The organism is Brevundimonas sp. S1H14 (assembly GCF_047716865.1).
Classification (GTDB): Bacteria; Pseudomonadota; Alphaproteobacteria; order Caulobacterales; family Caulobacteraceae; genus Brevundimonas; species Brevundimonas naejangsanensis.
On the sequence record NZ_CP136679.1, the window covers coordinates 2035640 to 2057046 of the forward strand.

The 21407-nt window shown below is 65.0% G+C and carries 22 protein-coding genes; 2 read left to right on the top strand and 20 right to left on the bottom strand.

The features are described 5' to 3' along the window. Window positions 1-203: 203 nt before the first annotated feature. From RSD66_RS09920 to RSD66_RS09930, 3 genes are all read right to left on the bottom strand, one after another. Window positions 204-572, bottom strand: coding sequence for a GFA family protein (locus RSD66_RS09920; protein ID WP_415287555.1), 369 nt, complete (start codon window positions 570-572; stop codon window positions 204-206). Then, complete coding sequence (dnaE, locus tag RSD66_RS09925; protein ID WP_415289589.1) at window positions 569-4024, bottom strand: DNA polymerase III subunit alpha; 3456 nt, start codon at window positions 4022-4024, stop codon at window positions 569-571. The genes RSD66_RS09920 and dnaE overlap by 4 nt, the downstream gene beginning before the upstream one ends. Window positions 4025-4255: 231 nt before the next feature. Continuing rightward, entirely contained in the window at window positions 4256-4969 is a 714-nt protein-coding gene (locus RSD66_RS09930) for a response regulator transcription factor (RefSeq protein WP_415287556.1), read from the bottom strand. Between the two features lie 45 nt (window positions 4970-5014). On the opposite strand from RSD66_RS09930, the gene RSD66_RS09935 reads away from it, so the two are divergent. After that, a complete protein-coding gene (locus tag RSD66_RS09935; RefSeq protein ID WP_415287557.1) occupies window positions 5015-5464 on the top strand; it encodes a hypothetical protein in 450 nt (149 codons plus the stop codon). Here RSD66_RS09935 and RSD66_RS09940 read toward each other — a convergent pair. Genes RSD66_RS09940 through RSD66_RS09955 form a run of 4 tightly spaced genes read right to left on the bottom strand, consistent with a single transcriptional unit; the run spans window position 5461 to window position 9150 of the window. Continuing rightward, window positions 5461-6174: an ABC transporter ATP-binding protein gene (locus RSD66_RS09940; RefSeq protein ID WP_346523186.1), complete on the bottom strand. Its 714-nt coding sequence runs from the start codon at window positions 6172-6174 to the stop codon at window positions 5461-5463. The two genes, RSD66_RS09935 and RSD66_RS09940, sit on opposite strands and share 4 nt — an antisense overlap. Window positions 6175-6196: 22 nt before the next feature. Further along, window positions 6197-7510 (bottom strand): lipoprotein-releasing ABC transporter permease subunit, encoded by a 1314-nt coding sequence (locus RSD66_RS09945; RefSeq protein WP_415287558.1) that lies wholly within the window; start codon window positions 7508-7510, stop codon window positions 6197-6199. Further along, window positions 7507-8823: a proline--tRNA ligase gene (proS, locus tag RSD66_RS09950; RefSeq protein WP_415287559.1), complete on the bottom strand. Its 1317-nt coding sequence runs from the start codon at window positions 8821-8823 to the stop codon at window positions 7507-7509. The genes RSD66_RS09945 and proS overlap by 4 nt, the downstream gene beginning before the upstream one ends. Before the next feature lie 60 nt (window positions 8824-8883). Then, the gene (locus RSD66_RS09955; RefSeq protein WP_346523192.1) at window positions 8884-9150 is read right to left on the bottom strand and encodes a DUF1467 family protein; all 267 of its coding nucleotides are present in this window, start codon (window positions 9148-9150) and stop codon (window positions 8884-8886) included. A gap of 74 nt (window positions 9151-9224) precedes the next feature. Between RSD66_RS09955 and RSD66_RS09960 the strand changes: the two genes are divergently transcribed. Further along, window positions 9225-9578 (top strand): 5-carboxymethyl-2-hydroxymuconate Delta-isomerase, encoded by a 354-nt coding sequence (locus RSD66_RS09960; RefSeq protein ID WP_415287561.1) that lies wholly within the window; start codon window positions 9225-9227, stop codon window positions 9576-9578. Between the two features lie 172 nt (window positions 9579-9750). Here RSD66_RS09960 and RSD66_RS09965 read toward each other — a convergent pair whose 3' ends face one another. From RSD66_RS09965 to nuoH, 13 genes are all read right to left on the bottom strand, one after another. Continuing rightward, window positions 9751-10089, bottom strand: coding sequence for a DUF3088 family protein (locus RSD66_RS09965; RefSeq protein ID WP_415287562.1), 339 nt, complete (start codon window positions 10087-10089; stop codon window positions 9751-9753). After that, entirely contained in the window at window positions 10089-11765 is a 1677-nt protein-coding gene (locus tag RSD66_RS09970) for a ribonuclease J (protein WP_415287563.1), read from the bottom strand. Before RSD66_RS09970 ends, RSD66_RS09965 begins: the two co-directional genes overlap by 1 nt. A 6-nt stretch (window positions 11766-11771) precedes the next feature. Then, a complete protein-coding gene (locus RSD66_RS09975; RefSeq protein ID WP_415289590.1) occupies window positions 11772-12566 on the bottom strand; it encodes a type III pantothenate kinase in 795 nt (264 codons plus the stop codon). Then, window positions 12563-13309 (bottom strand): biotin--[acetyl-CoA-carboxylase] ligase, encoded by a 747-nt coding sequence (locus RSD66_RS09980; protein WP_415287565.1) that lies wholly within the window; start codon window positions 13307-13309, stop codon window positions 12563-12565. The genes RSD66_RS09975 and RSD66_RS09980 overlap by 4 nt, the downstream gene beginning before the upstream one ends. Window positions 13310-13315: 6 nt before the next feature. Continuing rightward, window positions 13316-14758 (bottom strand): NADH-quinone oxidoreductase subunit NuoN, encoded by a 1443-nt coding sequence (gene nuoN / locus RSD66_RS09985; RefSeq protein ID WP_415287566.1) that lies wholly within the window; start codon window positions 14756-14758, stop codon window positions 13316-13318. A 7-nt stretch (window positions 14759-14765) separates the two neighbouring features. Then, window positions 14766-16253, bottom strand: a complete 1488-nt coding sequence (locus tag RSD66_RS09990) for an NADH-quinone oxidoreductase subunit M (protein WP_415287567.1) — start codon at window positions 16251-16253, stop codon at window positions 14766-14768. A gap of 5 nt (window positions 16254-16258) precedes the next feature. Beyond that, window positions 16259-18337 (bottom strand): NADH-quinone oxidoreductase subunit L, encoded by a 2079-nt coding sequence (gene nuoL / locus RSD66_RS09995; RefSeq protein ID WP_415289591.1) that lies wholly within the window; start codon window positions 18335-18337, stop codon window positions 16259-16261. Window positions 18338-18351: 14 nt separating this feature from the next. Next, the gene (gene nuoK / locus RSD66_RS10000; RefSeq protein ID WP_003164596.1) at window positions 18352-18660 is read right to left on the bottom strand and encodes an NADH-quinone oxidoreductase subunit NuoK; all 309 of its coding nucleotides are present in this window, start codon (window positions 18658-18660) and stop codon (window positions 18352-18354) included. Next, on the bottom strand, window positions 18660-19286 hold the full coding sequence (locus tag RSD66_RS10005) for an NADH-quinone oxidoreductase subunit J (RefSeq protein ID WP_415287569.1): 627 nt from the start codon (window positions 19284-19286) through the stop codon (window positions 18660-18662). The genes nuoK and RSD66_RS10005 overlap by 1 nt, the downstream gene beginning before the upstream one ends. A gap of 114 nt (window positions 19287-19400) precedes the next feature. After that, complete coding sequence (nuoI, locus tag RSD66_RS10010; RefSeq protein ID WP_003170180.1) at window positions 19401-19892, bottom strand: NADH-quinone oxidoreductase subunit NuoI; 492 nt, start codon at window positions 19890-19892, stop codon at window positions 19401-19403. Then, the gene (locus RSD66_RS10015) at window positions 19892-20107 is read right to left on the bottom strand and encodes a hypothetical protein (protein ID WP_415287570.1); all 216 of its coding nucleotides are present in this window, start codon (window positions 20105-20107) and stop codon (window positions 19892-19894) included. Before RSD66_RS10015 ends, nuoI begins: the two co-directional genes overlap by 1 nt. After that, a complete protein-coding gene (locus tag RSD66_RS10020) occupies window positions 20104-20331 on the bottom strand; it encodes a hypothetical protein (RefSeq protein WP_415287572.1) in 228 nt (75 codons plus the stop codon). Before RSD66_RS10020 ends, RSD66_RS10015 begins: the two co-directional genes overlap by 4 nt. Then, window positions 20331-21407, bottom strand: coding sequence for an NADH-quinone oxidoreductase subunit NuoH (gene nuoH, locus RSD66_RS10025; RefSeq protein ID WP_119412171.1), 1077 nt, complete (start codon window positions 21405-21407; stop codon window positions 20331-20333). Before nuoH ends, RSD66_RS10020 begins: the two co-directional genes overlap by 1 nt.

Genomic DNA, 21407 nt, shown 5'->3' on the forward strand with positions numbered 1-21407 from the left:
AAACCTAGCGTGGGCGGTTAAAAGGATCGGCTGATCCCTCGGAACGGTGCAGGCCGGGATGTCTCCCCGGACCGCGCCACGCCCACGTGCGAAGTGCGCCGCGCATATAGGCGAAAGGCCTGAAAAACACAAGCGGCCGAACAACATGGCCGCAACAGGCGCGCGAGCCCGATGTCATCCCGCGAGCCGACGCTCCGGCCGGATCAGAAGCTGCGACCGTCCACGCGCTGCGCCGTCCAGGTCCACGGCTCGATATCGGTCAGGGTGCGGATGTTGATCGCAGCCACCTCGCTTCCGTCCAGCGCTACGCCGTAACCGAACGGCTGCACTCCGCAGGTCTTGCAGAAGCGATGGTCGATCTTGTGCTGATTGAAGAAATAGGAGGTCGTCTCCCCCTCCCCCTTCGTCAGTCGAAAGGCCGAACGCGGCGCAAAGGCCAGAACGAACCCCTTGCGGTAGCAATGGGAGCAGTTGCATTCGACCAGTCCGTCCAGACCGACATCGACCTCAAACGCCACCGCGCCGCAGTGGCAAGACCCAGCATGGGTCTTTACGCTCGTCTCGCTCATCATGCATCCTCCAGCATCACCACCCCCGGCGCCGACTTCAACGCGCCGCGCAGCGCCGCGTCCAGCCGGTATCGTCCGGGCAGTTTGATCTCCACTTCAGTGCGGCCGCCCAGCGTCGCCTGCAGCCAGACCTCCCCGCCCTTGCCCTGTGCCCGCGCCCGGTCCAGCCGCGCTTTCAGCGCCTCGGCGTCGGCCGACTGCGCCGACAGGATGACCCGCAATCCGATCTGGGCGTCGTCCAGCAACACGTCCATGCGGCTGGCGTCGTCGCCGAAGAAGCGCACCTCCCCGTCCGCCGCCTTGGCCCGCACCCTGACCAGAACCGAGGTCCCGACCTCCAGAACCTCGCGGCAACGCCGAAGCTGTTCGGGCGGAAACAGGCACTCAAACTCTCCCGTCGGGTCCGAGAAGGTGACGAAGGCGAACTTCTCGCCGGTGCGGGCGCTGGCTCGCTCCTGACGACGACGCACCACCCCGGCCATCTGGAAGGCTTCATGCCCTGCCTCAGCCAGCCCCTGCGCCTCGGCCACGAAGGTCACCCGCTTGCGCTTCAAGGCGGGCGTCAGTTCTTCCAGCGGGTGGCCGGACAGGTAGAAGCCGACAGCGTAGAGTTCCTGGTCCAGCTTGTCCGGCCCGGCCCATTGCTCGACGCTCTTCAGGCGCGGACGCGCGGCCCCTGCCTGATCAGCGCCGAACAGGCTCACCTGAGCCGAGGCGCGTTCAGCCGCCACGCTCTGGCAATAGGCGATCAGGACGTCAGCCTGTTCGAACAACTGACGGCGGTTAGGATGAATGCTGTCGAAGGCGCCCGCCCGCGCCAGTCCTTCCAGCGCACGCTTGTTGACGGCCTTGGGATCGACCCGCTCCAGGAAGTCGAAAATATCGGCGAACGGCCCGCCCGTCTCGCGCACCTCGACGACGTGGCGCATCGCCTCCAGACCCACGTTGCGGATGGCGCCGAGCGCATAAAGCACGCTGCCCTGCCCGTCTTTCCATGCCACATCAAAGTCGGCCGAGGAGCGGTTGATGTCGGGCGCCAGCACCGGCACTTCGAACCGTCGGCAGTCCTGATAAAAGACCGCCAGCTTGTCCGTGTTCGACAGGTCCAGGCTCATGGAGGCAGCGAAGAACTCGACCGGATGATTGGCCTTCAACCAGCCCGTCTGGAACGAGATCAGCGCATAAGCGGCCGCGTGCGACTTGTTGAAGCCATAGCCTGCGAACTTGGCCACCAGGTCGAAGATGGAGCCGGACTGGCTCTCCGGCACCCCCTTCTCGGACGCGCCCTTGACGAAGCGGAGGCGCTGGAAGTCCATCTCCTCCTTCTTCTTCTTGCCCATCGCCCGACGCAGCAGGTCGGCCTCGCCCAGGCTGTAGCCAGCCAGGATCTGGGCGATCTTCATCACCTGTTCCTGATAGATGATGACGCCGTAGGTCTCGGTCAGCACCTCCTTCAGGCTGGGGTGCAGATAGTCGACCTCGGCCCGGCCGAACTTCCGGTCGATATAGGTGTCGATCATCTCCATCGGCCCCGGCCGGTAGAGGGAGATCAGGGCGGTGATCTCCTCGATCGAGCCGCAGCGCATCTTGCGCAAGGTGTCGCGCATGCCTTGGGATTCCAGCTGGAACACCCCGACCGTCTGGCCTGAGGCCATCAGTTCATAGGTCTTGGGATCGTCCAGCGGCAGCAGGCCCCAGTCCTGAGCTGCGCCGCGCCGCTCCAGATAGCCCTTGGCCCGGTCCAGAACCGTCAGGGTCTTCAGGCCCAGGAAGTCGAACTTCACCAGACCCGCAGGCTCGACCCACTTCATGTTGAACTGGCTGGCCGGGATGGTGGAGCGCGGGTCCTGATACAGCGGCACCAGTTCCGTCAGCGGCCGGTCGCCGATGACGATGCCCGCTGCGTGGGTCGAGGCGTTGCGGTACAGCCCCTCAAGCTCCAGCGCCGTCTCCAGCAGCGCCTTGACCGAGGCCTCGGCATCGCGCGCCTCGCGCAGGCGCGGCTCCAGATCAATGGCCTGGGCCAGTGTCACCGGGTTGGCGGGGTTGGCCGGCACCATCTTGGCCAGACGGTCCACCTGGCCCAGCGGCATCTGCAGCACGCGGCCCACATCGCGCAGCACGGCCCGCGCCTGCAAGGTGCCGAAAGTGATGATCTGGGCCACCCGATCCTTGCCGTAATGGTCCTGAACGTAGTCGATGACCTCTTCGCGCCGCTCCTGACAGAAATCGATATCGAAGTCGGGCATCGATACGCGTTCGGGGTTCAGGAAGCGCTCGAACAGCAGGCCGAACCGCAAGGGATCCAGATCAGTGATGGTCAGCGACCAGGCCACCAGTGAGCCCGCGCCCGACCCCCGTCCCGGCCCCACCGGGATGTCATGCAGCTTGGCCCATTTGATGAAGTCCGACACGATCAGGAAGTAGCCGGGGAAGCCCATCTGCTGGATGATCCCGACCTCCCACTCGAGACGGTTCCAGTAGTCCTCCTCGGGCGCATAGGCCTTGTTCTTCTCCAGCCGCGCCCTCAGCCCCTCGCGCGCCTGGTGCGCCAGTTCGTCGGCCTCGGAACGGCCCGCGCCCGTATCAAAGCGCGGCAGGATGGGCTTGTGCGTCTTGACCAGGAAGGCGCAGCGGCGGGCGATCTGAACGGTGCTATCACAGGCCTCGGGCAGGTCGGAGAACAGCTCTCGCATCGCCTCGGCCGACTTGAACCAGTGCTCGCCTGTAACCCGGCGGCGATCTTCCTGGCCCGTAAAGGCGCCATCGGAGATGCAGAGCAAGGCGTCGTGCGACTTCGCCTGCGCCGCCTTGGCGTAATAGACGTCATTGGTCGCAACCAGCGGGACATCGTGGGCGTAGGCCCATTCGACCAGCCCTCCCTCGGCCACCGTCTCGCTGGACAGGCCGTGGCGCTGAAGCTCGACATAGAAGCGATCGCCGAAGACCCGCTTCATCTCGGCCAGGGCGACGGCGGCTTCCGCCGGTTTCTTCTGCACGAACAAAGGATCAACGGGACCATCAGGCCCGCCAGACAGCAGGATCAGCCCCTCGGACTTATCCACAACCTGTCCCCAGGGCACCCCCGGCTCGGCCATCTCGCCCGCGTCAAGGTAGGCGGCCGAAGACAGGGCGCACAGGTTGAGCCAGCCCTGCTCGTTCTGAGCGATCAGAACGACCGTGGGAGTCTTGGCCCAGCGCTGGGCGACCTGCCCACCAATGTCGAGCACGGGCAGGGCGCAGGCGACGATGGGCTGAACGGCCGCATCTCTGGCCGTCTGGCTGAACTCAAGCGCGCCGAACAGGTTGGCGCGGTCGGCCATGCCGACCGCCGGCATTCCCGCGTCAGCCGCCATCTTGCCGATCTTGCCGGCCTTGATCGCCCCTTCCAGCAGGGAATAGGCGCTGCGGACCCGCAGGTGGACGAAACCCTGACTGTTCACCGCATCCGACAAAAGAAAACTCCGCATCGCAGCGTCGTTCAAACGACGCTTCATCATCATGCAGGGAGTCGCCCCTTAACTGGGCGCGGTCATGTCACCAGGAAGGCCGCCTGCCAGACCATCCAGACGAAGCCGCCGCAAGACGCAAGCGACAGCAGATCCCTCACCCAACGCGCCATTGATTTTATCCCCAGATCAAATGTTGCTTATTTGTTCTAAGTTTCCCCTTTGTTCTCGTCAACCTCAATTCGCGAGGAAGCCGAGACGGGTCAGCGCCGACGCCAGGGCGGCCGAGTTGGGGGACTGGGTCTTGCGCAGCAGGCTGGCGCGGAAAAATTCCACCGTGCGCGGGCTGAGCTCCAAGTTCTGGGCGATCTGCTTGGTCGTCAGGCCCTCGACCAGCATTTCGGCGACCTGTCGTTCGCGACGTGTGAATGTCAGTTCTTCACGCGGCGCCGTCGCAGCCAGCGCGGTCATGCCCCGTCGCAGGGCGCGCACCAACTCATCAATCGTCGCAGGCTTGGGCAGGACGTCGTCAACGCCCAAGCGCATGGCGTCGACGGTCGTTCGCACGTCCACAAAGGCGCTGACGATAATGACCGCGTGCCGGTTCAGCGCGCAGAAGGCCGCCACCAGATCCAGCCCCTCGACCCCCGGCATCTTCAGGTCGGCGATAATGCAGGTCGGCTCCGCGTCGGAGGCCCACATCAGGGCGTCGAGCGGTTCGTGAAAACCGACAACGGAAAAGCCCGCCTCACGCACCGCCAGAAGCGTCAGTTCCAGCAGCGCTCGATCGTCGTCGATGATGGCGACTTCGGTGATGGGACGCCCTGCTTTGTTCGTGATCTGATCATTTCGATTACCGACGGCGCTATCAAGCATCATACATTTGAAAATACGCAAGCTTTCCCACGTGAAAACCTCGTATTCCCACGCAGTTGATCCGCTTCTTCTCATCGCCGATCGATGTCTCGGTCACGCTACGAGACGGGAAGGTTCGACGTGCTGCAAAGCGCTGTTTTTCTAGCCCGCCCGGCCTGCGGCTTCATTGACAGCGCACGCTGGCCCGCGCTGACCGATATGCGCCGCGACCAAGCCCGCAGCCTGAATCTCGCCGGCGTCATGGTCACGGTCAATGACGTCATCATCTACGCAATGGAAGGCGGCCCGGCGGCGCTGGATGATTTCCTCCGCCTGCTGACCGTCAGTCCCTGTCAGGCCGTGACGCACGAAGCCTGGCGAGAGACCATTCGTTTCCGCGTTCAGCGCGTGCTGGCCCTGTCGCAACCGGTTCTGATGTCCGAAGAGATTCTGGCCCTGCAGCAGGCTCTTCGTCCTGACGCCCCCGCCTATGGCGATATCCCGCCGCTGCTCGGCGCGGCCGCCATGCGATGGGTGATGCAGCCCTATCGGAGCGCGCTCAAGCCCACGAACAGGCTTGTCATCTCCTAATAGGTCTGACTTTCGGCGGCGCGCTGTTCCAGATGGCCGTCCTTGAGGGCGAAGACGCGGTCCATGTGGCCGGCCAGTTCCATGTTGTGCGTGGCGATCAGGGCGGCGACGCCTGTGGTCTTGGCCAGTTCACGCAGCGCCTCGAACACAGCCTGGCTGGTGACGGGGTCCAGATTGCCGGTCGGCTCGTCCGCCAGCAGCAGGCGCGGGCTGTTGGCCAGGGCGCGGGCGATGGCGACGCGCTGCTGTTCGCCGCCCGACAGTTGCGCCGGCTGGTGCGTGATACGCTGGCCGAGGCCGAGCGCGGTCAGTTGCTCGGTCGCGCGGCGACGCGCCTCCCCTTCCCGCACGCCCGCAATCCGCATGGGCAGGGCGACATTGTCCAGAGCATCAAATTCCGGCAGCAGATGGTGGAATTGATAGACGAAACCAATTCGATGCAGCCGCAGACGGGTACGCGCCCTCTCGTCCAGCCCGCCCACATCTTCGCCGTCAATCAGCACCTGGCCGCTGGTCGGCCGCTCCAGCAGGCCCGCCGCGTGCAGCAGGCTGGACTTGCCCGAGCCGGATGGTCCGATCAGGCCGACGACCTCGCCCGGCATGACCTCCAGGTCGACGCCCTTGAGCACCGTCAACCCGCCCTGAGCCGTCGGATAGGTACGCGTCACCCCGCGCAGCGACAGGATGGCGCCGTTGGTTTCCGTCGCCACAGTCGGCTTCTTCTTCAGCAGCCTATTCAAAGCGCAGGGCCTCCACCGGATCGATGCGCGACGCGGTCCACGACGGCGGCAGGCTGGCCAGGCAGCTCATGAAAAAGGAGAAGACGGTCACCCCGACCACGTCCCACAGATCGACCTTGGCCGGGACGGAATCGAGCATATAGACCTCGGCGTTGAACAGCTGGACGCCCAGCAGTCCCTCCAGGAAATGCTGGATCGCGCCGATGTTCCAGCAGAACAGCAGGCCCAGCACCAGACCCGCGATCGTGCCGCCGATGCCGATGGCTGCGCCCGAAATGAAGAATATGCGCAGGATGGACGACTGGCTGGCGCCCACGGTCCGCAGGATGGCGATGTCGCGCGTCTTGTTCTTCACCAGCATGACGATGCCGCTGATGATGTTCATCGCGGCGATGGCGACCACCATCCCCAGGATGATGCTCATGGCCGTGCGTTCGACCTGAAGCGCGCCCCAGATCGCGGCCTGGCGGTTGCGCCAGTCGGTGACCGCATTGCCCGGCCCGGCGGCGCGCTGAACCGGCGTCAGCAGGCTCTCGACCTTGTCCGGCTCGGCCACCTTCATCTCGATGATGTCCCAGACGCCATCCTTGCCGAAGAAGAGCTGAGCCTGCTCCAGTGGCATGAAGATGAAGGCCCGGTCGTAATCCGCTGCGCCCGACGTATAGACGCCGCCTACGATATAGGTCTTCTCCAGCCCGCCCAGATTGCCGAAGGCGCTGTCAGCGCCGGTGGGACTATAGAGCGAGATAGGATCGCCTTCGCGCAGCCCCGCTTCTTCGGCCAGCGTCTTGCCGATCAGGATGTGATCGCCGCCGTATTCGCCCTTGCCGAACTGCTCGCGCGCCTCGGGGCTCAGGCTTTCAAAGACGAACTTCATCGAGGACAGGTCCTGAGGCCTTACGCCGCGCACCATGCCGCCGGTCGCCAGATTGCCCGCGCGGAACATGGCGGCGCTTTCGGTCAGAGGCGTCACGGATACGACGCCCGGTACGTCGCCGATCCGCTTCAGCGCCGCGTCGCGATCAGGCGCATAGAGCACAGGCCCCTGTACATACATATGACCGTTGAACGACAGGATACGGTCCATCAGGGTGCCGCGAAAGCCCGCCATGATGCTCATGACGCTGATCAGCACGGCGACGGCCAGCATGATGCCGATGAAGCTGATCATGGCGATCAGCGCCACCCCGCCCTGTTTCCGCTTGGCGCGCAGATAGCGGAGCGCCAGCCCGATCTCCCAGCTGGAAAACGGGCCGGACCCTTTCGATGCGGGCGGCGGAGCGGCAGCCGTCGCGGCGTCGGTCATTTCCTGAGCAGCTCCAGGGCGGCGTCCAGCGACAGGCTCTGCTTCTCGCCGGTGGCGCGACGCTTCAGTTCGACAACGCCCTCGGCCAGGCCTTTGGGTCCGATGGTCAGCTGCCACGGCACGCCGATCAGATCGGCGGTGGCGAACTTGCCGCCCGGACGCTCGTCCGTGTCGTCGTAGAGCACGTCCTTGCCCGCCGCTTCCAGCCTGGCCACGGCCTCTTCGCACGCGGCCGAGACGGCCTCATCGCTGGGGCGCAGATTGATCACCACCACGTCGAACGGGGCGACCGAGTCCGGCCAGATGATGCCGCCAGCGTCGTGGCTGGCTTCGATGATGGCGCCCAGCAGGCGCGAGACGCCGACGCCGTAGCTGCCCATGTGGACCGGCGCGTCCTTGCCGTCCGGCCCCTGGACATTGGCCTTCATCGCCGCCGAATATTTGGTGCCGAAATAGAAGATGTGGCCGACTTCGATGCCGCGCGCCGACAGGCGGTCGCCCTCGGCGGTCTGGGTCTCGAACTGAGCCGCGTCGTGCATTTCCTCGGTCGCGGCGTACAGAGCGGTGCGCTCGTTGAACACGCCTTCCAGTTGCTCGACGCTGAGATCGTGGCCCGGCGGAGCCATCTCGACCAGCTTGCGATCGCAGAAGACCTCGCTCTCGCCGGTCTCGGCCAGGACGATGAACTCGTGGCTCAGGTCGCCGCCGATGGGGCCGGTGTCGGCGCGCATCGGAACCGCCTTCAGTCCCAGGCGGGCGAAGGTGTTCAGATAGGCCGCGAACATCCGCTTATAGGCGACGCGCGCGGAGGCCTCGTCGATATCGAAGGAATAGGCGTCCTTCATCAGGAACTCGCGGCCGCGCATGACGCCGAAGCGCGGACGGCGCTCGTCGCGGAACTTCCACTGGATGTGGAAGAGGTTCAGCGGCAGGGATTTGTACGACTTCACGAAGCCGCGGAAGATGTCGGTGACCATCTCCTCATTGGTCGGCCCGTACAGCAGCTCGCGCTCGTGGCGGTCGGTGATGCGCAGCATCTCCGGGCCATAGGCGTCGTAGCGGCCGCTCTCGCGCCACAGGTCGGCCAGCTGCAGTGTCGGCATCAGCAGTTCGACGGCTCCGGCCTTGACCTGCTCCTCACGCACGATGTTCTCGATCTTGCGCAGCACCCGCAGGCCCAACGGCAGCCAGGCGTAGATGCCGGCGGCCTCCTGCTTGATCATGCCCGCGCGCAGCATCAGCTGATGCGACACGATCTGGGCGTCGGAGGGGGCTTCTTTCAGGATCGGCAGGAAGTAGCGCGACAGGCGCATGGGAGGATTCTCGGCAAATTCAGTCAGGCCCGAGGTTTAACCGGGCAAGGGGGACGAAAGCTAGAGCGCGTTCGCGTGGGTGATATCGGGAACAGGGGTCCAGCCGACCCAGACGAAGGCGACGATCACCAGCCAGACGATGATGGACACCCAGGTCGTGGTGATGAACTTCTTCTTCAGGTTCGGGTTCTTCGGCGCGCCCCACTGGGTGCCGTCCGTCGGCGGATCCTTGACCTGATCAGACATCCCCAGCGGCAGAATGGCGAACAGGACGATCCACCACACCGTCAGGAAAGTGGCGATCAGAGTGAAGGGGCCAAGGGGCATCGTCTCTAAAGTCCGTTCATCGCAATCATCGTCGCGGAGCGATAAGGAGGGGCTCCGCAACAAGGACGCCCTGAATGCCACAGATTACGCTGGAACACTCCACCCATTTCGACGCGACCGACTGGCGCGCCCTGGCGCTGGAGATTCATCGCCTCTGTGTCGACACGGTCGCCGCGACCCTGCCCGCCTGCAAGACCCGCATCGTCCGCTGCGAAAACCTGATCATCGCCGACGGCGCCCCGGAGCAGGCCATGGTCCACTGCGACCTGCGCATCCTCAGCGGCCGCACCCAGGAACAGAAGACTGCGCTGGGCGAAGCGGTGCAGGCGGCCCTGCTGGCGGGCGTCTCGCCCTATGACGGCCCGCGCCAGATCTCGGTCGAAATCGGAAACCTGGACCGCGACAACTATCGCAAGGTCACACTTTAAAACCCTCTCCTGATGGGAGAGGGCTTGAGCGCCCGAGAGCGAAGCGATCGGTTGCGCGAAAGGGTGAGGGTTCCGCAGTCAGCCGTTGTGCAACGGCTTTCGCCGACTTCGGCCGGGAACCCTCATCCGGCCCTTCGGGCCACCTTCTCCCACCGGGAGAAGGGAACATCGGTTACGGATGCGGCCGACCGATCCCGTAGCGCGCCGCCCAGTAGGGTAGGATGTCGTCGTCCTGAAGGAAGCGCGCGCCCGTTTCCTCGCTGACCTGGGCATCCGGCCAGTCGAACTCGCCGTCCAGCACCAGCAGGGGGCAGCTCTGGTTCGCCTCCCCCACCTCGGCGATTACGGCCGGGCGCGGACGCGGGTGATCCAGATAGGTCACGGTCAGGTGCTCGCGCAGGCGCGGATACAGGCCCAAAACGCCTTCGATCCGCGCGCCGGGCGGGCAGAACCACGGCCCGCCCTGATCGTCGAACCAGTCGGCGTTCAGCAGATACAGCCGATCCACCATCAGAGCCTCAGCACCACGGTTTCGACGATCGGACGACGGTCCCAGATCTGCTGGCTGGCCTTCTTCAGCGTCCGGCTGACGGCCTGTTCAATGACCATCTCGTCTTCCAGCGCCTCCCCCTTCAGGCCGCGCACCGTGTTCTCGACGCGCTCGGCCATGTCGTCCAGAACATCGCCCAGCGGACGGTCCGCGTCGCCGGGCAGGCCGATGCCGCGCACGTCGATGTCGCTGGCGATCCGGCCGCGCTTGTCCAGAGCGAAGCTGACGATCAGGATGCCGTTGCTGGCGGCGTGCTTACGCTCGCGCAGGGCCTCGCCGCCCTCCTCGACCAGCATGCCGCCGTCGACGAACAGACGGCCCGAGGGCACTTCGTCGATGATGGCCGCCGGTCCGGGCGCCAGGCGCACCATGTCGCCGTTGCGCGGCGTCACCGTCTCGGGCACCTGCATGTCCTTGGCCAGATTGCCGTGCTCGATCAGGTGACGGCGCATGCCATGGGTCGGCACCGCGATCTGCGGCCGGGCCCACTGATACATCTGGCGCAGTTCGTCACGGCACGGGTGGCCCGAGACGTGGATGCCGGGATGGTCCTTCTCAGTGTAGATGCGCACCCCGCGCTCGGCCATCTTGTCCTGCAGACGGCCAATGGCCAGTTCGTTGCCGGGGATGACACGCGACGAGAAGATGCAGTGATCCCCCTGCCCCAGCTTGATGAAGGGATGCGTCCCTTCGGCCACGCGAGAGAGGGCGGCGCGCGCCTCGCCCTGGCTGCCGGTGCACAGGTACAGAATCTCGTCCGCCGGCCAGATTTTGGCCTCCTGCTCCGACAGGAAGGGCTTCAGGTCGTTCAACATGCCGACCGACTTGGCGGCGGCGGTGATGCGGTGCATCGAGCGACCGGCCAGCGCCACACGGCGCCCGGCGGCCTCGGCGGCGCGGATCACGCTGTCCATACGCGCGACGTTGGAGGCGAAGCAGCCGACCGCGACCCGGCCCTTCAAACCGCTGATCAGCTCGGCCAGCTTGACCTTCACCTCACCCTCGGACCCGGCGACGCCGTCGACGAAGACGTTGGTGGAATCGCACACCATCGCCAGGACGCCTTCGTCGCCCAGCTTCTGGATGAACTCGACGTCGGTGCGTTCGCCCACGACCGGATCGTTGTCGATCTTCCAGTCGCCGGTGTGCAGCACCGTGCCCAGAGGCGTCTTGATGGCCAGGCCGTTCGGCTCGGCGATCGAGTGGGTGATGGTGACGTAGGTCACCTCGAACGGGCCCAGATCCACGGTCGAACCCAGCGGCGCCTCGATCAATTCGACATCTTCATAGATGCCGGCGTCACGCAGCTTCTCGCGGATCAGGAAGGCGGTGAAAGGCGTGGCGTACAGAGGCGCCTGGATGCGCGGCCACAGCCAGCCCAGGGCGCCGATGTGATCCTCGTGCGCGTGCGTCAGCACGATGCCCAGAATGTTCTCGCCTTCCAGGAAGGTCGGATCGGGCACGATCACGTCCACGCCCGGCGTGGACTGATCGCCAAAGGTCACGCCGACGTCGACGATGATCCATTTGCGATCATGCGCCGGGCCGAAGCCATAGGCGTTCAGGTTCATTCCGACCTCGTTCGAGCCGCCCAGCGGCAGGAAGACGAGTTCGTCGTTTTGATTTTTCTTAGTCATACGGCCTTACAGATGGGAGTTCCGCCGCCAGATTTCGAGTAGGCCGCGGATGGTCAGGTCCGGATCGAACCGGTCGATAGAGTCAGTTGCGCCCTCGAACAGTGAGGCGACGCCGCCGGTGCCGATAACCGTCATGGGCTTGCCCCACTCGGCCTTGATACGGTCCACCAGCCCTTCGATCAGGGCGATATAGCCCCAGAAGACGCCTGATTGCATGGAGGTGACGGTGTCGCGCCCGATCACGCTGTCCGGGCGCTGGATGGCGATGCGCGGCAGCTTGGCCGCCGCCTCGTGCAGGGCCTGAAGCGACAGATTGATGCCCGGCGCAATCAAACCGCCTTCAAAGGCGCCCATGCCCTGCCCGTTGGCGCCGGAAATGATATCGAACGTCGTGGCGGTGCCGCTGTCGATCAGCAGCAGGTCGCCCTCGTAAACCTGCAAGGCGCCGATGGCGTTGACCAGACGGTCGGCTCCGGCCTCGCTGGGCTTATGGATACGCACCTCGATGCCCAGTTCGACGTTCTCGCCGATCACCAGAGGCTCGACGCTCAGATACCGCCGCGCCAGATTGCGCAGGTTGAAGATCGACTGCGGCACCACGCTGGAGATGATGCAGCCGTCCATATCGGCCATCGTCAGGCCATGCCCGCGCATCTCGAACAACTGATGCAGCCAGACGGCGTATTCATCGGCCGTGCGCATGGGATCGGTGGCCGTGCGCCACTGGAAGATCCACTCCTGACCGTCATGGACGGCGAACAGGGTGTTGGTGTTGCCTTGCTCGATCGCCAGCAGCATCAGGCGGCCTCTCCGAAGAAGACGTCGCCCGCAGAGATCACTCGCAGGTTTCCGTCCGGCAGTTTCAGACGCAGGGCGCCGTCGGCCTCGACGCCGTCGGCGATCCCGCTCAGGGTTTCGTGACTCAGCCGCGCCGTGCACGATCCGAACAGGCCCGGCGTCCGCGCGACCCAGGCGTCCAGCACGGGCTGAAAGCCCAGACGCGTCCAGCGTTCCAGCCAGGCATCAAAGGTTTCGGCCAACGCCCCGGCCCCCTCCTCCATCGACGGCGCAGCGGCCACGTCGTGACGCAGGTGCTCGGCGATGCAGGTGGTCGGGCGCTCGGTCCCTTCGGGCGCATGGGACAGGTTCACGCCGATGCCGACGGCCAACCACAGGCCGCCAGACGGCGCAGGACCAGATTCGATCAGGATGCCCGACGACTTGCGCCCATCCAGCAGCACGTCATTGGGCCATTTGATGCTGACCAGCGCGGGCGGAACATAGCGGTCCAGAAGATCGGCCACCGCCAGGGCGGCGGCGAAGGTCAGTTGCGCCGCCTCGGCCGGAGTGCGGTTCAGCGTCAGCAGCAGGGTCGCGGCCAGATTGCCGTCCCGGCTGTCCCAGGCGCGGCCGCGACGGCCCCGCCCGGCCGTCTGACGCCGGGCTGCAATCCACAGCGGCCCGGCCTCGCCCGCCTCGGCGCGGCGACGCGCCTCGGCGTTGGTGGAGTCGGTCTCTTCGAGGATCAGGACCGGAGCCGCCAAGGCCCCTTATCCGATCCCGACGCCCGCGGCCGCCGCGCGCGTCAGCGGCTCCAGCCAGGTCAGGGCGATCAGCAGCACCGGGAAGCTGAAGGCCGCAGCCGCCCAGCCGATCCACTGGGCGCTGACCGGCGCCTTGTCCGTGGTCACGTCGAACTCCGGCGTGTCGAACCAGATCACCTTGATGATGCGCAGATAGTAGAAGGCTGCGACGACCGAGGCCACCAGACCCGCAGCGCCCGCCATCCAGTAACCGGCGTCGGCGGCCGCGCCGAAGACGTAAAACTTGCCCCAGAAGCCCGACATCGGCGGAATGCCCACGGCCGACAGCGACAGGATCGTCAGGGCGACGGCCGTCAGCGGACGATCCTTCTTCAGGCCCGCCAGGTCGGCGATCTTGCGGATCGGACGGCCATTGCGGCTCAGCGACAGCAGGATGGCGAAGAAGCCGATCTGATCCACGACATACAGGGTCATGAACATCAGGGTCGCCTGAACGCCGACATGCGTGCCCGCCGCCACGCCCAGCAGGGCGTAGCCGATGTTGATGATCGAGGAATAGGCCAGCAGGCGCTGGATGTCCTTCTGCATCAGGCCGCCGAAGGCGCCGACAGCAAAGCTGATCAGCGAGATCAGGATCACGACCTGGGCCCACTGAGCATGGGCCAGGCCGAAGCCTTCGACCAGCACGCGGATGATCAGCACCATGGCCGCCACCTTGGGCGCGGTCGAGAACAGGGCCACGACCGGCGTCGGGGCGCCTTCATAGACGTCGGGCGTCCACATGTGGAACGGCGCGGCCGAAACTTTGAACGCCAGACCGCAGATCAGGAAGACCAGGCCGAAGATCAGGCCCGGCCCCGGGTTGGCGCTGGCAAAGGCAGCGATGTCGACGAAGCGCATCGACCCGGCGAAACCGTAGATCAGGCTCGCGCCGTAAAGCAGCAGGCCCGACGACAGGGCGCCCAGGACGAAATATTTCAGACCCGCTTCCGAGGCCTTCAGGTCGTCGCGGCGATAGGCGGCCAGAACATAGAGGGCCAGCGAGTGCATCTCGATGCCGATGTAGAGCGAGATCAGATCGCCTGACGAGGCCATCATCCCCATGCCGACGGAGGCCAGCACGATCAGGATCGGATATTCGAACTTGGCGATGTTGTTGCGGTGCATCCAGCTGTCGCCCAGCACCACGGCCACAGCGGCGGACAGGAAGATCACCGCCTTGCCGTAAACGGCCAGCGGGTCAGCCACATAGGCCCCGTTGAAAGCCGAACCCAGCGGGCCGACGACAGCCAACGCCGTCGCCGCCAGCAGCAGCAGAACCGACAGGCCTGAAACCAGGCGCGTCGACTTCTCGCCGGAGAAGGCGCCGACCATGAGCAGCACCAGACCGCCGACCGCAAGGGTCAGTTCGGGAGCCGAGAGATGAAGGGCGGAAGACAGATCAGTCATTATGCTCTCACCCGCCGATGGCTGCGCGATAGGCGGTCGTCAGGGCCTCAACGCTTGGCCCGGTGTAGTCCAGAACGGCGTTGGGATAGAGGCCCAGCCAGATGGTGCCGACAATCAGGGGCACGAAGATCAACAGTTCGCGCTTGTCGATGTCGGTGATGTTTTCCAGCGCCGGGTTGGTGATCGGGCCGTACATGACGTTACGGAACAGCGTCAGCGCATAGACCGCCGAGAGGATCACGCCCGAGGCGGCGATCAGGGCCGTCCAGGTCGAGACCTGATAGGCGCCCGTCATCGTCAGCACTTCGCCGATGAAACCCGAGGTGCCCGGCAGGCCGACGTTGGCCATGGTGAACATCAGGAAGATGGCCGCATACCACGGCATCCGCGCCGTCAGGCCGCCGTAGAGGGCGATCTCACGCGTATGCATCCGGTCATAGACCACGCCGACGCACAGGAAGAGCGCGCCCGAGATCAGGCCGTGGCTCAGCATCTGGAAGACAGCGCCCTGAACGCCGGTGTCGTTGCCGGCGAAGATCCCCATGGTCACGAAGCCCATGTGGGCGACCGACGAATAGGCGATCAGCTTCTTGATGTCCGTCTGACGGAAGGCGACCAGCGAGGTGTAGACGATGGCGATGACCGACAGCGTCAGCACCAGAGGCGTGAACATCTGCGACGCCAGCGGGAACATCGGAATGTTGAACAGGATGAAACCGTAGCCGCCCAGCTTCAACAGGATGCCGGCCAGGATGACCGACCCCGCCGTCGGCGCCTGAACGTGGGCGTCGGGCAGCCAGGTATGCACCGGCCACATCGGCATCTTCACCGCGAAGGAGGCGAAGAAGGCCAGCCACAGGATCGGCTGCACCGAGGCGTCGAAAGCGTACTGCTTCAGCTCCGGAATGCTGGTGGTGCCCGTCGTGTGGGCCATCCACAGCATGGCCAGCAGCATCAGGACCGACCCGAGCAGGGTGTACAGGAAGAATTTGTACGCCGCGTAGATCCGGTTGGCGCCGCCCCAGATGCCGATGATCAGGTACATCGGGACCAGGGTGCCTTCGAAGAAGATGTAGAAGAGGAACAGGTCCAGCGAAGTGAACACCCCGATGACCAGCGTCTCCAGGATCAGGAAGGCGATCATGTATTCGACGACGCGCGTCTGGATCGACTTCCAGCTGGCCACGATACAGATCGGCAGCAGGAAGGCCGTCAGCAGGACGAACAGGATGGAGACGCCGTCCACGCCCAGGTGATAGCTGGCGCCCGCGAACCAGGCGTGGTTCTCGACGAACTGATAGGCCGCGTTCGACGGATCGAACTGCGCGACCAGCACGACGGACACCGCCAGCACCACCATTGTGGTGACCAGGGCGATCCAGCGGGCGGCCGGGGCCGCGGCGTCCTGACCGCCCTTATTCAGCAGGCGCGCGACCAGGATCGCGGCCGCGCCGAGAAGCGGCAGGAAGGTGACGATGCTCAGAATGTGAGGCACGAGGCTCAGGCTCCCCACGTGAAGATGGCGAAGGCAAGGAACGCAGCCACGCCGATCAGCATCACGAATGCATAGAAGTAGACGAAACCGGACTGGAACCGGGACAGCCAGCCGCCCGACTTCAGCGAAGCCCAGGCCGCGCCGTTCGGGCCGAGGCCGTCGATGATCTTCACGTCGCCGATCTTCCAGAAGAAGTCGCCGACCGCCTTGGCGCCCTTCACGAAGACGGCGTCATACAGCTCATCGAAGAACCACTTGTTGTAGAGGAAGGTCCACAGCGGGCCCTTGCGGTCGGCCATTTCCTTGGCCGCGCCTTCCTTCACGACATACAGCCAGTAGGCGATGGCCGTGCCCAGCAGCGTCACGATCAGCGGCGCCCACTTCACCCAGGTCGGGACGTTGTGGCTCTCGTGCAGGACGTGGTTGTCGCCGCCGACGAAGATGGCGCCGCGCCAGAACTCGGCCTCATGATGGCCGATGAACTGCGGGGCGAAGATCATGCCCGCGGCCACCGCGCCGACCGAAAGCAGCAGCAGCGGCAGCACCATGACCCACGGGCTCTCGTGCGGCTTCAGCGGACCGTGGTGATGGTCGTCGTGCGCATGATCGTCGCCGTCCAGCGGTTCCGAATGGGTTTCGATCTGAGCGTGCGAGGCGTGATCGTCCGCGTGATGGGCGTGCGCGCCCTCCTCTTCCTTCCAAACCGGCTTGTTGTGGAAGGTCATGAACACCAGACGCCAGGAATAATAGGCCGTCAGCAGGGCTGCCGAGATGCCGATGACGAAGGCGAACATGCCTGCGGCCGAGTGGCCGGTCGTCGCCGCGGCATAGGCGCTCTCGAGGATGGAGTCCTTGGAGTAGAAGCCCGCGAAGCCGCCGACGCCGGGCATGCCCAGGCCGGTGATGGCGATGGTGCCGATCATCATGGTCGCATAGGTGACGGGCAGCAGCTTCCACAGGCCGCCCATCTTCCGCATGTCCTGCTCGTGGTGCATGCCGTGGATCACCGAACCGGCGCCCAGGAACAGCAGGGCCTTGAAGAAGGCGTGCGTGAACAGGTGGAACATGGCGGGCTGATAGGCGCCGACGCCCGCCGCGAAGAACATGTAGCCCAGCTGCGAACAGGTCGAATAGGCGATCACCCGCTTGATGTCGTTCTGCATCATGCCGACGGTCGCGGCGAAGATGGCGGTGATCCCGCCGATGATGGCGATGAACTGCGACGCGACGGGCGCATGCTCATACAGCGGCGACAGCAGGCAGACCATGAAGACGCCCGCGGTGACCATGGTGGCCGCGTGGATCAGGGCCGACACCGGGGTCGGGCCTTCCATCGCGTCCGGCAGCCAGGTGTGCAGGAAGAACTGCGCCGACTTGCCCATGGCGCCGACGAACAGCAGCAGACCGGCCAGGTCCAGCGCCGACCAGGTGTAGCCCAGGAAGTCCCAGCCCGTGCCGACCTTGCCGGCGATCATAGGGAACAGCTTGGCGAACTCGATCGTGCCGAACATCCAGAAGACGGTCATCATGCCGAGCAGGAAGCCGAAGTCGCCGACCCGGTTGACGACGAAGGCCTTGATCGCCGCCGAAGACGCCGAGGCCTTCTTGTACCAGAAGCCGATCAGCAGATAGGACGCCAGGCCCACGCCTTCCCAGCCGAAGAACATCTGGACGAAGTCGGCGGCCGTCACCAGCGCCAGCATCATGAAGGTGAACAGCGACAGATAGGCGAAGAAGCGGGGACGGCTGTCGTCCTCCTTCATGTAGCCCCAGGAATAGAGGTGAACCAGCGACGAGACGCTGGTCACGACGATCAGCATGACCGCCGACATGGCGTCGATGCGGATCGACCAGTTCGACTGGAAGTCGCCGACGTGGATGAACGGCGCGATGTGCACGGTGAAGGCTTCCAGCCCGCCCCAGGTCCACTGGCTGAACACGATCCAGGAGACCGCGCACGAGAAGAACAGCAGGCCCGTGGTCACGGCCTGAGACGGAATGTCGCCGATCCGGCGACCGAAGAAGCCGGCGATCATGGCCCCCAGCAGGGGGGCGAAGACGCCGAGAGTGACGAGAGTCTGGATAGTCACGGTTCCGATCAGCCCTTCATCACGGAGGCGTCGTCGACCGCGATGTCGCCGCGGTTACGGAAGAAGGTCACGAGAATGGCCAGGCCGACGGCGGCCTCGGCCGCGGCGACGGTCAGGACGAACATGGCCATCAACTGACCCGACACGTCGTTCAGGTGGGTCGAGAAGGCCACGAAGTTGATGTTCACCGCGAGCAGGATCATCTCGACCGACATCAGGATGATGATGACGTTCTTGCGGTTCACGAAGATGCCGAAGACGCCGATGGTGAACAGCATGGCGGCGACCGCCAGATAGTGCTGGAGCGAGATATCCATCACAGAAGCTCCTCGGGGGTAACGCCCTGGCCCGTGGTCACGGACTTGACCTCGACGGCCTTGGCGCGTTCGCGGTTGGCCTGAGCCGACAGGTCCTGGCGATGCACGCCCGGACGGTGACGCAGGGTCAGGACGATGGCGCCGATCATGGCGATCAGCAGGACCACGCCCGCCGCCTGGAAGAAGTAGACGTAGTCGGTATAGAGCACGCGGCCGATCGTCTCGATGTTGGTGACGTCAGGTCCGGCCGGAACCGGCGAGGCGGCGTCGCGGGCGGCTCCGCCCTGCACGACGCTGATCGACACCATGATCATCTCGGCCAGCAGGACGCCCGCCACAATGCCCGCCAGCGGCAGGTAGCGCGCGTAACCCTCGCGCAGCTTCACGAAGTCGACGTCAAGCATCATGACGACGAACAGGAACAGCACCGCCACGGCGCCGACGTAGACGACCACCAGCAGCATCGCCAGGAACTCGGCGCTCAGCAGCACGAACAGACCGGCCGCCGAGAAGAAGGTCAGGATCAGCCAGAGAACGGAGTGCACGGGGTTGCGCGCGGTCACCACCAGAAGGGCGGAAACCACGGCGACCGTCGCCAGAAGATAGAAGGCCAGGCCTTGCAACATGTGCGGGACGACGCCCCTCTTCAAAACCAATGGCCCGGATGGAAATCCCGGACCCTTCCAGAAATCGGCCCCGGCCCGGAGGTCAGGGTCAGCGTGGCGGAATCGCCGCTCCGTTTAGCGATACGGAGCGTCGAGTTCCAGATTCTTCGCGATCAGACGCTCCCAGCGGTCGCCGTTGTCCAGCAGGCGCGCCTTGTCATAGAGCAGTTCTTCGCGGGTCTCGGTGGCGAACTCGCTGTTCGGTCCCTCGACGATGGCGTCCACCGGGCAGGCCTCCTGGCACAGACCGCAGTAGATGCATTTGACCATGTCGATGTCGTAGCGCGTCGTGCGGCGGCTGCCGTCGGCGCGCGGTTCGGCCTCGATGGTGATGGCCTGGGCGGGGCAGATGGCCTCGCACAGCTTGCAGGCGATGCAGCGTTCTTCGCCGTTCGGATAGCGGCGCAGCGCGTGTTCGCCACGGAAACGCGGCGACTGCGGGTTGCGCTCGAACGGATAGTTCACCGTGGCCTTCGGCTTGGCCATGTACTTCAGCGACAGGCCGACAGCGCCGAACACGTCGGTCAGCATCGCGCCCTTGGCCGCCTGAACGATACGGGTCAGCATTACGATTTCACTCCGGCGCACTCGCGTTGATAGCGGGCGCTTTCCTTGTCGAGGGTCTGGCACAGGCGCTGGCGTTCCGCCTCGCGCCGTTCAACTTCCTGCACCTTACGTTCCCACTGATAGACCGACACGGGCTCGGCCTCATAGGGCGCGCAGGCCGACGCCAGCATGGGCGCGGCCAGGGCGAACATCAGGGCTGCGGCTTTCGTCTTCATCCGCCGATCCGGCGTTCGCAGCCGTCCCTGTTGAAGCGCGGATCGTCCCGCGACAGACGTTGGCAATAAGCACGCTTGTCCGCCTCCTCTCCCCGCTCGCGGTCCAGCCGCTCGAGACGCGCGGACGCAGTCTCGGGCGCGGCCGGATCCATCGGCTTGAAGGTGCAGGCCGACAGGCCGGCGTCGAGCGCCAGCGCGATCAGGAATGTGGCGTAACCGCCCATCAGCCGCCCACCGCGAAGACGCGCCACGCCGCCACGAAGACCACGGCGACCAGCGAGGCCGGCAGGAAGATCTTCCAGCCCAGACGCATCAGCTGGTCATAGCGATAGCGAGGCACGAAGGCCTTCACCAGGGCGATCATGAAGAACCAGAAGACCACCTTCACGGCGAAGACCGCCAGGTAGAACAGGTTGGCGACGAAGGCCGGAACGCTGTTCAGGAAGTCGGTGGGGAAGCCCGGATTCCACCCGCCGCAGAACAGCAGGGTGATCATGGCGCACATGAAGACGATGTTGGCGTACTCGCCGATCATGAACAGCAGATAGGGGGTCGAGGAATATTCGACCTGATAACCGGCCACCAGTTCCGACTCCGCTTCGGGCAGGTCGAACGGCGGGCGGTTCGTCTCGGCCAGGGCCGAGATGAAGAAAACGATGGTCATCGGCAGCATGACGATGATGGTCGGCAGGGTTTCGAGGCCGCCGCCGAAGGCGTTCCAGTTCCAGATCCAACCCTGTTGCTGGGTCACGATCTCGGTCAGGTTCATCGTCCCGGCCAGCAGGATGACGTTGATGATGATGAGGCCCATCGAGACTTCATAGGACACCATCTGCGCCGCCGAACGCAGCGAGCCCAGGAACGGATACTTCGAGTTCGAAGCCCACCCGCCCATGATGATGCCGTACACCCCCAGCGAGCTGATCGCGAGGATGTACAGGATGCCGACGTTCAGGTCCGACACCACCCAGCCCGGCGCGAACGGGATCACCGCCCAGGCGATGAAGGCCAGCACGAAGCTGATCAGCGGGGCCAGAATGAAGACCACCTTGTCCGACCCGGCCGGGACGACGATCTCCTTCAACACGAACTTGAAGAAGTCGGCGAAGGATTGCAGCAGGCCGAAGGGACCGACCACGTTCGGACCCTTGCGCAGCTGAACGGCCGCCCAGATCTTGCGGTCAGCCAGCAGCAGGAAGGCCAGGGAGATCAGGATGCCGACCACGACCAGCAGGATTCCGCCCAGAGTGGCGAGGGTCCAGCCGACGGGAGTGGCCCAGAAGGAAGTCGCAGCGTCCAT